Source organism: Pseudomonas sp. GW821-FHT07F05, from assembly GCF_059418765.1.
Window position 1 is genome coordinate 265,500 of the sequence record NZ_JBWKQL010000002.1, and the last position, 13,706, is coordinate 279,205.

A 13,706-nucleotide genomic window follows, 5' to 3' on the forward strand; every position below is an offset into this window, starting at 1 on the left:
GCGTGCATTTCTGATCGACGGCCAAGTCGTGGGAACTGCGCTTGCGGGCGGCGACTCGAAGCCTTGAAGACAGCCACCCGAGCGACCGCCCCGGGGCTCATCAAAAGGACGAACACCATGCCTGAACTGCCTGGCGAAACGGCGCAGATCCGTCAGCTCGACAGCGGCTATTCCCGCGAAACCCGCACGTTGCTGTACCTCGCCTACCGTCAGGAGCCGAGTTTCGCGTACCTGTTCGAATCCGGCCGCTCCGGCTATGACCACCGGGTCAAGGCGACCATCCGTGCGTTGGTCAAACAGCACTTTCTTCAGGACTTGCCGGCGTTGGGACTGTTCGTGGCGGACCGTCTGGTGGGCGTTGCGCTGATTGCGCCTCCCCAACGGCGGCTGGGCATTACCGAAAGCTGGGCCTGGCGGATTCGCATGTTGATAAGCACCGGCCTGCGCGGGACCCAGCGCTACCTGGAGTATTACCATGACGTGCTGGCCTGTGCGCCGTCGGAAGCGGTTCATGTGCTGCCGCTGCTCGGCGTCCATCCTGATTTTCAGGGCAAGCATTATGGTGAGCAGTTGCTTCTGGCGTTGCATGACTGGTGTGGGCAGGACAAAAACTCGGAAGGCATCGTCCTCGACACGGGAAATGGCCATTATCTGGATTTTTACGATCGACACGGTTATCAAGAAATCGGCGAAGTGGAAGTAGGACCCGTCCGAGAACGCATATTTTTCCGCCCAAATCCCCAGGTTTCATTGGGCTCTGTGGCTTGAGCTACGCAAGCTTCCCCATTTGAGCGGGTTCCAGCAGCCCGCGTCGCTCGTGTAGCATTCGCGCCTATGAAGTTTCCCCATCGATATACCAGTGGCTTTCTCTTGATGTTGTCCAGCTGCGCGGCATTCGCCGATGCGCAGCTGGAGGTCCGGATCAAGCCGTCCAATGCCGCGCTCAAATCCAACATCGAAGGGTATGTAGGCAGCCTCGGCGAGCGCGACGAGCCAGCCCTCGAACGTTTCAGCGTGGGGGCCGTCGAGCAGGCGCAGAAGGCCGCTCAGGCCCTTGGCTATTATCAGGCGCAGATTGACAGCGAAGTCCGCCATGTCGACAACAACCTGCAACTGCTGCTGAAGGTCGAGGCGGGTGAGCCCGTCCACCTGCGCAATGTGTCCATCCGCGTGACCGGGCAGGCCACCCAGCTGAAAAGCTTCCGGGTGCCCAAAGGCGACGCCCTGAAACCCGGCGCTGTGCTCAACCATGGTGTCTACGAGGACGCCAAACACCTGATCGAAACCCAGGCCGCGCGCTATGGCTTCTTCAATGGCCGGTTCGTGACCCAGCGCCTGTCCGTTGACCCCCGTGCCGGTGTCGCTGACATTGAACTGGTCTACGACAGCGGGCCGCGTTTCTCCCTTGGCAAGGTGACCTTCAGCGGCGACGCGCCGTTCGATGAAGACCTGCTGCGGCGCATGGTGCCGTTCAAACAAGACACGCCTTACGACTCCGAACTGATCGCCGAACTCAATCAGGCGATGCAATCGAGCGGCTATTTCGAAGGCGTGCGGGTCAACGCATCGCCCACCGACGCCCAGGCTCAGGTCATTCCGGTGGACGTCCAGCTGCAAACCCGCAAGCCGCGGACCATGGGACTGGGCGTCGGCTATTCGACCGACGTTGGCCCTCGGGTAAAAGCCAACTGGACGCGCCACTGGGTCAATCCCCAGGGTCACAGTTATGGCGCTGAAGCCGAAATCTCTGCGCCACGGCAGAATGTCGGCCTGTTCTACGACATCCCGCTGGACCCGCCCCTGACCGACAAACTGCGTTTCGCCGGCGGCTACCAATATGAAGAAATCGCCGACACCGACAGCCTCAGCAAGCTCCTGACCGTCGGCCCCGAGTGGCATAGCAAATTGCCCAGCGGCTGGGAACGGGTGATCTCGCTGAAATGGCAGCGCGAAGAATACCGGCTGGGCAACGATGAAGGCCTCAGCACCTTGCTCATGCCCGGCGTCAGCTATTCATACCTGCGCAGCGATAACCGCATCGACCCGCACAATGGCTACCGGCTGCAGTTCGATACTCAGGTCGCCAAGGAAGGACTGGGCTCGGACGCCAACCTCTTGCACGGCACGGTCATGCTCAAAGGGCTGACCACCGTGGCGCAGAACCACCGCTTTCTCGGGCGGGTGCAGGTCGGCGGCAGTGCCACCAATGGCTACAAATCGATCCCGCCTTCGCTGCGTTTCTTTGCCGGTGGCGACCAGAGCGTGCGCGGTTATGACTACCAATCGCTGTCCCCGGAAAACTCCGACGGCGACAAGATCGGCGGCCGCTACATGATTGCCGGCAGCGCCGAGTACCAGTACTCCATCGCCGAAAAGTGGCGCGTGGCGGCGTTCGTCGATCAGGGCAACTCGTTTAATACCCTGGACCTGCCGAGCCTCAAGACCGGCGTCGGCATTGGTGTGCGCTGGGTGTCTCCGGTCGGGCCGCTGCGCCTGGACCTCGCCCACGCATTGGATGAAGACGGCGGTATTCGTCTGCACTTCTCGATGGGACCTGAATTGTGACGAATAGGGATTTGTTGAAACGCACCGTTGCGATAACGGCGCTTACGCTGCTTTCGTTGGTCATCCTTGTGATGCTGACATTGACGCTCGTCCTCGGTACGCAGAGCGGCAGTCGTTGGGCGCTCGGTCTGGTGCCGGGCCTGTCGGTCGACGGGTTTTCCGGTCGGCTGGGCGGCGCATGGCAGGCGGATCACCTGATCTGGCAGCAAGGCCAGAGCACAGTCGACATTGACGCGCCGGTGTTCGACTGGTCACCGGCGTGCCTGGCGCGCATGACGCTGTGCATCGACAACCTGCAGACGGGCGACATCAGGCTGCAATTTCCGCCTTCGACCGACGAAGCCAGCAGCGGCCCCATCAAACTGCCGGATCTCAAGCTGCCGCTGGCCCTGCAGCTGGGTAGCGTGCAGATCGGCAGTCTGCACCTGGACGGCACCGAACAGGTTCGCGACGTGCAACTGGCGGCGCACTGGACTGCCGAAGGGTTGAAGATCGATTCGCTGCACGCCGGTCGTGATGACATCGCGCTGGACTTGTCGGGCCTGCTTAAACCCGAGGGCGACTGGCCGCTGACCGCCGAAGGGCAATTGAAGCTGCCGGATGTCAGCGGTCAGCCGTTGTCACTGGCGCTGAACATTCAGGGCGATCTGCTCAAGACGTTGACGCTGAATGCGCAGAGCAAGGGGTATATCGACGCTCATCTGATCGGTGAGCTGCAGCCGTTGGTGGAAAACCTGCCGGCAACCATTGCCATCACCAGCGACACGTTCAAACCCGCTGCCGATTTGCCGGACACGTTGCAGCTCAATCAGTTGGTTCTCAACGCCAAGGGCGACCTTGCCCAGGGCTACGCCATCACCGGCAACGCCAGCCTTCCCGCTGAAAAAGGTCCGGTGGCACTGGCGCTACAAGGGCGTGTCGACGCCAAGGGCGCGGACATTGCGGCGCTGGACCTGACCGCCAGTGACAATCAGCGGCTCAAGGCCAGCGGCACGCTGGATTGGCAACAGGGCCTGCGCGCCGACGCGAAAATCGACTGGCTCGATTTCCCCTGGCATCGCCTGTACCCACTGATCGAAGAGCCGCAGGTCAGCGTTCATACGTTCACCGGCGAAGTGTCCTACACCGACGGCAAATATCTCGGCCATTTCGCTGGGGACTTCAAAGGGCCGGCCGGTCCCTTCACTCTGGAAAGCCCGTTCAGCGGCGATCTGCAGCAGATCTTTCTGCCCCAGCTTGAACTGGCAGCCGGGCAGGGCAAGGCCAGCGGTCACCTGAACCTGCAATTTGCCGACGGCATCGCCTGGGACACGGCGCTGGATCTCAGCGCCATCGATCCCGCTTATTGGGTCGCGGAGTTGCCGGGCTCCCTGGCAGGTCCGCTGCGCAGCAAAGGGTCGCTGCGTAACGAGCAATTGAACCTGAATGCCGACCTGGATCTGAAAGGGCGTCTGCGCGGTCAGCCTGCGGTGCTGCAAGCCAAGGCCGATGGGGCCGACAATAAATGGAATCTCAACGCCCTGGACATCCGCCTGGGCGACAACCGGATTCAGGGCACGGGCAGCCTCCAGCAGAAGATCGCAGCACAGCTGGACATCAACCTCCCGCGGCTGGGTCAACTGTGGCCCGGGCTACAAGGGCAGATGAAAGGCCGCCTTGATGTCGCCGGCACCGTGCAGGCGCCCCAGGGGCAATTGGCGTTGCAGGGCACTCAACTGGCCTTTGAGGCGAACAAGCTGCAAGCCCTTACGTTGGCGGCCAAGCTCGACAACGCCCAGCGCGGGACCCTTGATCTGAAGACCTCCGGCATTCAAGCCGGCGATACCGCATTGGGCGCTTTGACTGTCAACGGTCAGGGCGACATCAAGCGTCAGCAGGTGAAACTCGACCTGCAGGGACCGTTGCTCAAACTGGCCCTCGCGCTGGACGGCAACCTGGACAAAGGCAACTGGCGCGGGCGTCTGGCCAGCGGTGACATCCAGAGCGGCGGGCAGGACTGGAAGCTGCAGCAGCCGGCCAAACTGGAGCGTCTGGCCGACGGCAAGGTCAACTTCGGTGCCCATTGCTGGGTCTCGGGGCCTGCGAGTCTGTGCGGCGAAGATCAGCGTCTGATGCCGGAACCGCGCCTGCGCTATCACCTCAAGCGCTTCCCGCTGGAAAGCCTGGCCCAGTGGCTGCCCAAGGATTTTGCCTGGAAGGGCGCGCTCAATGCCGACATCCAGCTGGACGTTCCCGCTGCCGGCCCCAATGGCCAGGTGGTCATCGACGCCAGCGGCGGGACGCTGCGGGTCGAGGACAAGAACCAATGGCTGGACTTCCCCTACGACACGCTGAAGCTGACCAGCAGCCTGACCCCGAAGAAAGTCGACACTAGCCTCGATTTTCGTGGCGGCAAGCTCGGCGAACTGCTGGCCCGACTGAGCATCGATCCAATCGCCAAAAACAAACCCGTCACCGGCGATTTCACCCTTAGCGGCCTGGATATTTCGGTCGGCCGGCCTTTCGTCCCGATGATTGAGAAGCTCAACGGCAAGCTCAATGGCAGCGGCCGGATTTCGGGCAGCCTGATGGCGCCGCAGATCAACGGCAATGTGGCGCTCACCGACGGTGAGGTGTCGGGTCCGGAAGTGCCCGTGAACTTTGAAAAACTCAACGTTCAAGCCCTGATTGCCGGCGAACGCGTCGATTTGACCGGCAAATGGAGCAGCGGCGCGGCGGGTCAGGGCAGTGTCGGCGGGCATGTGGCCTGGGCCGATGCGCTGGATGTCGACGTTGCGGTGAAAGGCACCCACCTGCCGATTACTGTTGAGCCCTACGCCAAGCTGGAAGCGGCGCCGGACCTGAAGATCACCTTGCAGGGGGACCGGCTGGCGGTGTCGGGCAAAGTCCTCATCCCGAAAGGCGAGATCACGGTGCGTCAGCTACCGCCCTCGACCGTTAAAGTGTCCGATGACACGGTGATCGTCGGCCAGCAGACCAAACAGGGCAAAACCCCGCTGGCCATCGCTATGGACGTGAACGTCGAAGTGGGGCAGGAAACCCTGAGTTTCACCGGCTTCGGCCTGACCGCCAATCTCGTCGGGCACGTGCACATCGGCGACAACATGGACACCCGCGGCGAGTTGAACCTCAACGATGGCCGCTACCGGGCCTACGGCCAGCGCCTGACCATTCGCAAGGCACGCCTGTTGTTCGCAGGGCCGGTGGATCAGCCGTATCTGGACATCGAAGCCATCCGCCAGACCGACGACGTGATTGCCGGCATTCGACTGAGCGGCAGCGCCGAGCAACCGACCACCACCGTGTTCTCCGAACCGGCCATGAGTCAGGAGCAGGCGCTGTCTTATCTGGTGTTGGGCCGTCCGCTGAGCACCAACGGTGAGGACAGCAACATGGTCGCCCAGGCGGCGCTGGCATTGGGCCTGGCCGGCGGTTCCTCGACGGCGGGCAAGCTGGCGTCCGGGCTGGGGATTCAGGATTTCGACCTGGACACCTCCGGCAGCGGCGACAAGACGGCGGTGGTCGCCAGCGGCAAGATCACCGACAAGCTCAGCCTGCGTTATGGCGTGGGGGTGTTTGAACCGGCCAATACGCTGACCTTGCGCTATCTGTTGAGCAAGAAGGTGTATCTGGAGGTCGCGGGTGGCGTTGCGAGTTCGCTGGATATTTTCTATAAGCGAGATTTTTGATCGGACGAGGCGGATGGGGAGGGAACCGGCTTGCCAGCAGCGGAGTGCAGCCGCCAACAAGCCGGTCTAACGCATTACACCGCAAAGGATGAGCGGCCGCCGAACAACCCGCCTCAGCCGTTGACGAGTTTCATCGCCGCGTCCGGATAACGGCCGCCTGCGACCGCGTTCACAGGGAACAGATCCTTCAGCGCCTGTAATTCCGCCGCACTGAGTGTCACGTCCAGCGCAGCGACGTTCTCCTCCAGGTATTTGCGCTGCTTGGTGCCGGGAATCGGAATCACGTCATTGCCCTGGGCGAGCACCCAGGCCAACGCCAGCTGGCCGGCGGTGATGCCTTTTTCTGCCGCCAATTGCTCGACCTTCTGCACCAGCAGCAGGTTTTTGGCGAAGTTTTCGCCCTGAAACCTCGGGCTGCTGCGGCGGTAGTCATCGGCGGCGAAGTCGTCCGGACTTTTCAGGGCGCCGGTCAGAAAGCCTCGGCCCAACGGGCTGTACGGGACAAACGCGATACCCAGACGGCGGCAAGTGTCCAGCACGCCGTTTTCTTCCGGATCGCGGCTCCACAGGGAGTATTCGGTCTGCAAGGCGGCAATGGGGTGAACCTTGTGCGCGCGTTCGAGGGTGCTGGCCGACGCTTCGCTCAAGCCGAGAAAGCGGACCTTGCCGGCTTTGACCAGCTCAGCCATGGCGCCAACGGACTCTTCGATTGCCACGCCCGGATCGATGCGGTGCTGGTAATACAGATCCAGGGTGTCGATTTTCAGCCGCTGCAACGTGCCATCGATCGCGGCGCGGATGTACTCGGGGCTGCCATTGACCCCGCGCGCGCCGGCGTCGCCCGGCGTACGCACAATGCCGAACTTGCTGGCGATGAACGCCTGATCACGCTTGCCGGCCAGCGCCTTGCCCAACAGTTCTTCGTTGGTGTGGGGGCCGCACATGTCAGCGGTGTCGAGCAGGGTGACGCCCAGCTCAAGCGCCCGGTGTAGGGTGGCGATCGCTTCATCGGGATTGCCGCCGGTGGTGTAAAAGTCGGTCATGCCCATGCAGCCCAGGCCCAGGGCCGAGACCTGTGGTCCGTTTTTGCCAAGTTGACGCGTTTGCATGATGAATGCCTTGTCAATCAAGAGGACCGCCATTCTTGCGCCTCGACAGCGTCGGGATAAACCGGCTAAAAGTGCTTTCACTATTGGTTATATCTAAACAATCCCTCAGCGGACCTGTGATGAGCCATGGATAAATTCAATGCGATGCGAGCTTTCACGCGCATCGTCGAGCTGGGCGGTTTCGCCAAAGCCGCCGACAGCCTGCACATGCCGCGCGCCTCGGTGACCATTCTGATCAAGCAACTGGAGGCGGAACTGGGCGTGCAATTGTTGATGCGCACCACGCGGCAGGTGACGCCAACGCCGGACGGTCAGGCCTATTACCACCGCTGCGTGAATGTGCTGAACGAGCTGGAAGCCGCCGAATCGGTGTTCTCCTCGGTGGCCAAAGACCCGGAAGGGGTGCTGCGCGTCGACATGCCGTCTGGCATCGGTCGGCTGATCATCATGCCGCTGTTGCCGGAGCTCACCGAACGTTACCCCCGGCTGGAAATGGAAGTGGGCATGAACGACCGCCCGGTGGACCTGATTCGGGAGGGCTACGATTGCGTGATTCGCGGTGGCCAGCCCCTCGATCATTCACTGGTGGCCCGGCCGCTCGCTCAGATGCGCCAAGTGGTGTGCGCCAGTCCGGGCTATCTGCAGCGAAGGGGCACACCGCAATCACTGGCCGATCTGCAGCATCACCAGATCATCGAATACTTTTCTTCGACCACCAACAAGCGCTACGGGCTGGAGTTCGTCATCGACGGCCGGACCCTGGCTCCGGACCTGCCCAAAGCCCTGGCGACCAACAGCGCCGATGGCTACCTCGCCGCGTGCAGCGCGGGTTACGGTCTGGTGCAGACGCCGTATTACCATGTTGCCGAATTATTGCGTCGTGGCGAGCTGATCGAAGTGCTGGGCGATGTCGAACAACCACTATTGCCTTTGACCGCGCTGTACCCGGCACACCGACAGACCTCACGGCGGGTGAGGGTATTCGTCGACTGGGTGGTGGACGTGTGCTCGCGTCCGGGGCTGATGGACAAACCGGTAATGCACCGCGTTTCCTGACAACAAAATCGTTTCTGGCGGTAGGTTGCCGCGGTTTTTCATGGTTAACTTCCGCCTTCGCATGCCACTCAAACAAGGACTCAGCTCATGCCACAAGTGACTCGTAGAGGCTCCCCGGTACAGATCAGCGGCGAACTGCCGAAAGTCGGCAGCAAGGCGCCGGCCTTCAAACTGGTAGCGGGCGATCTGTCCGACGCCACGCTGGAAACCTTCGCCGGCAAGCGCAAGGTGCTGAACATTTTCCCGAGCGTCGACACCCCGACCTGCGCCACCTCCATCCGCAAATTCAACGCCCAGGCCAACGAGCTGAACAACGCCGTCGTGCTGTGCATCTCCGCCGACCTGCCGTTCGCCCAGGCACGTTTCTGCGGCGCCGAAGGTCTGGAAAACGTGAAGAACCTGTCGACCATGCGCGGCGCGCAGTTCATGCAGGACTACGGCGTTGCCATCGCCGACGGGCCGATGGTGGGGCTGACTACCCGTGCCGTGGTCGTGCTGGACGAAAACGACGTTGTGTTGCACAGCGAGCTGGTACCGGAGATCGGTCAGGAGCCGAACTACGACGCAGCACTGGCGGTATTGAAGTAAGCTCGCAAGCGGCTTATTGCCATCAGCGGGCGCGGTAACATCCCGCAACATACAAGCGGCCTGACTCCATCAGGCCGTTTTTATTGGTACATCAGCACCTTATCCAAAGTAAGCACCAGGTAAATTGCCGGTTAAGGCCCTTTGCCTGTCCGCTGTCTGTGCTTATTGTTCAGCCTCCCGAAGACGCTCACGCGCACACTGGTTGATTTATTCATGCAATCGTCTGCCCCCCGTAATTCCCGTCGCTGGCTGATAAGCCTGCTGGTTCTGTTGATCGTCGCTGGCCTGTGCTGGCGCTTCTGGCCGGGATCCGCGTCGCAACCGAACGCCACGGCGCAGAAAGGCGAGCAGGCCCAGGCCAGCGCAACCCGCGGCGGCAAGGCGGTGGCCAAACGGCCCGGGTTCGGCGGCTCGACCGTTCCGGTACCGGTGCGGGTGGCAGCAGCGACCACCGGTGATTTCCCCATCTATTACAAAGCCCTCGGCACCGTGACGGCGCTGAACACGATCAACGTGCGCAGCCGTGTCGCTGGGGAATTGATGAAGATCAATTTTCAGGAAGGCCAACAGGTCAAGGCAGGTGATCTGCTGGCGGTGATCGACCCGCGCAGCTATCAGATCGCCCTGCAGCAGGCCGAAGGCACGCTGATGCAGAATCAGGCGCTGCTCAAGAATGCTCAGCTCGACGTGCAGCGTTATCGGGGCCTGTACAAAGAAGACAGCATCGCCAAGCAAACCCTGGACACTGCCGAATCCCTGGTGGGCCAGTATCAGGGCACGATCAAGACCAATCAGGCGGCGGTGGGCGACGCCAAACTCAACCTGGAGTTCTCGCAGATTCGTGCGCCGATCTCGGGCCGCATCGGCCTGCGCCAGCTGGACGTCGGCAATCTGGTGGCGGCCAATGACACCAACCCGTTGGTGGTGATCACCCAGACCAAGCCGATCACAGTCAACTTCACGCTGCCGGAAAAAGACCTCGCCGAAGTACTCAGCCGTTATCGCAGCGGGGGCAAGCTGCCGGTGGAAGCGTGGGATCGCGGGGACCTTAAGCTGCAGGCCACGGGCGTGCTCGCCAGCATCGACAACCAGATCGACATCACCACCGGCACACTGAAATTCAAGGCGCGCTTCGATAACGACAACGAAGCGCTGTTTCCCAATCAGTTCGTCAACGCGCGCCTGCTGGCCAACACGCTGAAAAACGTGGTGCTGGTGCCTTCGGCGGCGGTCCAGTTCGGGGTTAACGGCACCTTCGTGTACGTGATGGACGGCGACAAGACCGTGCGCATCCGCTCGCTTAAAACCGGTGCCAGCGACGAGACCTCCACAGTCATCACCGAAGGTCTGGTGGCCGGTGACCGCGTGGTACTTGAGGGCACCGACCGCCTGAAAGACGGCAGCGCCGTGGACGTGGTCAACGACAGCAAGGACGTGCCGGCCACGCCGGGGCAGCAGTTACAGGGCAAGCCGTCCAAGGAGCCCGGTGAGTCTGCGGGTACCGAGCCGGCGAAGAAAGGCGACGTATGAACCTGTCACGGCTGTTCATCCTCCGGCCGGTCGCCACCACGCTGAGCATGCTCGCCATCGTGCTGACCGGTCTGATCGCGTACACGCTGCTGCCGGTGTCGGCATTGCCGCAGGTGGATTACCCGACCATTCGGGTGATGACGCTGTACCCGGGCGCCAGTCCGCAGGTGATGACCAGTGCCGTGACCGCGCCCCTTGAACGGCAGTTCGGGCAGATGCCGGGCCTGACGCAAATGGCCTCGACCAGCTCGGGCGGCGCCTCGGTCATCACCCTGCGTTTCAGCCTCGAGATCAACATGGACGTGGCCGAGCAGGAAGTTCAGGCGGCGATCAACGGTGCGACCAACCTGCTGCCGAACGACCTGCCGGCGCCGCCGACGTACAACAAGGTCAACCCGGCCGACACGCCGGTGCTGACCCTGGCAATCACCTCGAAAACCATGCTGCTGCCCAAACTCAACGATCTGGTCGATACGCGCATGGCGCAGAAGATCGCGCAGATCAGCGGGGTGGGCATGGTCACCATTGCCGGCGGTCAGCGTCAGGCCGTGCGGATCAAGGTCAACGCCGACGCGCTGGCGGCCAACGGCCTGAATCTGGCGGACGTGCGCACGCTGGTCAGCGCCTCCAACGTCAACACGCCCAAGGGTAACTTCGACGGCCCGACGCGGGTGTCGATGCTCGACGCCAATGACCAGCTCAAGTCCCCCGAGGAGTACGCCAACCTGATTCTGGCGTACAACAACGGCGGCCCGTTGCGACTCAAGGACGTCGCCGAGATCGTCGACGGCGCTGAAAACGATCGCCTCGCCGCCTGGGCCAATGAGAACCAGGCCGTGTTGCTGAACATCCAGCGTCAACCGGGCGCCAACGTCATCGACGTGGTCGATCGGATCAAGGCGCTGCTGCCCAGCATCACCGAGAACCTGCCCGCCGGACTGGAAGTCACCGTGCTCACCGACCGCACGCAGACCATCCGTGCCTCGGTCAGCGACGTGCAGCACGAGTTGCTGATTTCCATCGTGCTGGTGGTGCTGGTCACCTTTCTATTCCTGCGGCGGTTCAGCGCGACGATCATTCCCTCGGTGGCCGTGCCGCTGTCGCTGATCGGTACGTTTGGCGTGATGTACCTGGCCGGCTTCTCGGTCAACAACCTCACGCTGATGGCGATGACCATTGCCACCGGTTTCGTGGTGGACGATGCCATCGTCATGCTGGAGAACATTTCCCGGCACCTGGAGGAGGGCGAGACGCCGTTGCAGGCCGCGCTCAAGGGCGCGCGGCAGATCGGTTTCACCCTGATCTCGCTGACCATCTCGCTGATTGCCGTGCTCATTCCGCTGTTGTTCATGGCCGATGTGGTCGGGCGGCTGTTCCGTGAATTCGCCATCACCCTGGCGGTGGCGATCCTGATTTCCCTGGTGGTGTCACTCACCCTGACGCCGATGATGTGCGCGCGCTTGCTCAAGCGTGAGCCGAAGGAAGAAGAGCAGGGCCGTTTTTACCGGGCCAGCGGCGCCTGGATCGACTGGCTGGTCGCCGCCTACGGGCGAAAGTTGCAGTGGGTGCTCAAGCATCAGCCGCTGACCCTGCTGGTTGCCGTCGCTACCCTCGGGATTACGGTGTTGCTGTATCTGGCGGTGCCCAAAGGCTTTTTTCCGGTGCAGGACACCGGCGTCATTCAGGGCATTTCCGAAGCGCCGCAATCGGTGTCGTTCGCTTCCATGAGTCAGCGCCAACAGGCCCTGGCGAAAATCATCCTCAAGGACCCTGCAGTCGCCAGCCTGTCGTCCTACATCGGCGTCGACGGCGACAACGCGACCCTCAACAGCGGCCGCATGCTGATCAACCTCAAGTCCCACGGCGAGCGGGATGTCACCGCGTCCGAGGTGATCCAGCGCTTGCAGCCCGAGGTTGATCAGCTGTCCGACATTCGCCTGTTCATGCAGCCGGTGCAGGACCTGACCATCGAAGACCGGGTCAGTCGCACCCAGTACCAGTTCAGCATGTCCTCGCCGGACGCCGACCTGCTCAATCTGTGGAGCGGCAAACTGGTGGAGGCGCTGGTGCAGCGCCCGGAACTGACAGATGTCGCCAGCGACTTGCAGGACAAGGGTTTGCAGGTCTTCCTCAACATCGATCGCGATGCCGCCAGTCGGCTGGGCGTGACCGTCGCCAACATCACCGACGCGCTGTATGACGCGTTCGGCCAGCGGCAGATTTCCACCATCTACACCCAGGCCAGCCAGTACCGCGTGGTGCTGCAGGCGGACTCGCGCAGTGAACTGGGACCCGAAGCGTTGGAGCAGATTCACGTCAAGACCACCGACGGCGGGCAGGTCAAGCTGTCCAGTCTGGCCCGGGTCGAACAACGGCAGGCGCAGCTGGCGATTGCCCATATCGGCCAGTTTCCGGCGGTGATGATGTCGTTCAACCTGGCGCCCGGTGTCGCGCTGGGCAAGGCCGTGGAAGTCATCGAGCAGGTGCAGAAAGACATCGGTATGCCGATCGGCGTGCAGACGGAATTCCAGGGCGCGGCCGAAGCGTTTCAGGCGTCGCTGTCCAGCACATTGCTGCTGGTGCTGGCGGCGGTGATCACCATGTACATCGTGCTGGGCGTGCTCTATGAGAGCTACATCCACCCGATCACCATTCTGTCGACCCTGCCGTCGGCGGCCATCGGTGCGCTGTTGGCGCTGCTCATCAGCGGCAATGACTTAGGCATGATCGCCATCATCGGCATCATCCTGCTGATCGGCATCGTCAAGAAAAACGCGATCATGATGATCGACTTCGCCCTCGACGCCGAACGCAACCGCGGAATCGACCCGCAGACCGCCATCTACGAAGCGGCACTCCTGCGCTTCCGCCCCATTCTCATGACCACCCTGGCCGCGCTGTTCGGCGCCATCCCGCTGATGTTTGCCTCGGGCTCCGGCGCCGAGCTGCGCCAGCCCCTGGGCCTGGTGATGGTCGGCGGGCTGCTGGTCAGCCAGGTCCTGACGCTGTTTACCACGCCGGTCATCTATTTGTATTTTGATCGGTTGGGGCGCCGGTTCCAGCGCAACGAGAAAACCGAGGTGGCGGTATGACCGGCCAGCTGCAAGCTTCAAGCTTTAAGCCTCAAGCCAGAAGCAGCACCGCGCAGGCCGGGGCTGGTGCGTTCACT

General features: G+C 62.3%; 8 protein-coding genes. 7 read left to right on the forward strand and 1 reads right to left on the reverse strand.

Going from position 1 to position 13,706, the window contains the following annotated elements; translation table 11 throughout:
- Positions 1–117 precede the first annotated feature (117 nt).
- From AC07RO_RS05430 to AC07RO_RS05440, 3 genes are all read left to right on the forward strand, one after another.
- On the forward strand, positions 118–768 hold the full coding sequence (locus AC07RO_RS05430; protein ID WP_423571333.1) for a GNAT family N-acetyltransferase: 651 nt from the start codon (positions 118–120) through the stop codon (positions 766–768).
- 66 nt (positions 769–834) lie between these two features.
- Positions 835–2,565: an autotransporter assembly complex protein TamA gene (locus tag AC07RO_RS05435; RefSeq protein ID WP_346625989.1), complete on the forward strand. Its 1,731-nt coding sequence runs from the start codon at positions 835–837 to the stop codon at positions 2,563–2,565.
- A 71-nt stretch (positions 2,566–2,636) separates the two neighbouring features.
- Positions 2,637–6,254 (forward strand): translocation/assembly module TamB domain-containing protein, encoded by a 3,618-nt coding sequence (locus AC07RO_RS05440; RefSeq protein ID WP_495085472.1) that lies wholly within the window; start codon positions 2,637–2,639, stop codon positions 6,252–6,254.
- Positions 6,255–6,367: 113 nt separating this feature from the next.
- Here the strand turns inward: AC07RO_RS05440 and AC07RO_RS05445 are convergent, their stop codons facing one another.
- A complete protein-coding gene (locus tag AC07RO_RS05445) occupies positions 6,368–7,363 on the reverse strand; it encodes an aldo/keto reductase (RefSeq protein ID WP_495085473.1) in 996 nt (331 codons plus the stop codon).
- Positions 7,364–7,489: 126 nt separating this feature from the next.
- Between AC07RO_RS05445 and AC07RO_RS05450 the strand changes: the two genes are divergently transcribed.
- The 4 genes from AC07RO_RS05450 to AC07RO_RS05465 all read left to right on the forward strand — a co-directional run bounded on the left by AC07RO_RS05450 (position 7,490) and on the right by AC07RO_RS05465 (position 13,629).
- A complete protein-coding gene (locus AC07RO_RS05450; protein ID WP_495085474.1) occupies positions 7,490–8,419 on the forward strand; it encodes a LysR family transcriptional regulator in 930 nt (309 codons plus the stop codon).
- Positions 8,420–8,506: 87 nt separating this feature from the next.
- Positions 8,507–9,007: a thiol peroxidase gene (gene tpx, locus AC07RO_RS05455; protein ID WP_192173901.1), complete on the forward strand. Its 501-nt coding sequence runs from the start codon at positions 8,507–8,509 to the stop codon at positions 9,005–9,007.
- 198 nt (positions 9,008–9,205) lie between these two features.
- A complete protein-coding gene (locus AC07RO_RS05460) occupies positions 9,206–10,537 on the forward strand; it encodes an MdtA/MuxA family multidrug efflux RND transporter periplasmic adaptor subunit (RefSeq protein WP_495085744.1) in 1,332 nt (443 codons plus the stop codon).
- Complete coding sequence (locus tag AC07RO_RS05465; RefSeq protein ID WP_495085475.1) at positions 10,534–13,629, forward strand: MdtB/MuxB family multidrug efflux RND transporter permease subunit; 3,096 nt, start codon at positions 10,534–10,536, stop codon at positions 13,627–13,629. The genes AC07RO_RS05460 and AC07RO_RS05465 overlap by 4 nt, the downstream gene beginning before the upstream one ends.
- The last annotated feature ends 77 nt before the right edge of the window (positions 13,630–13,706 follow it).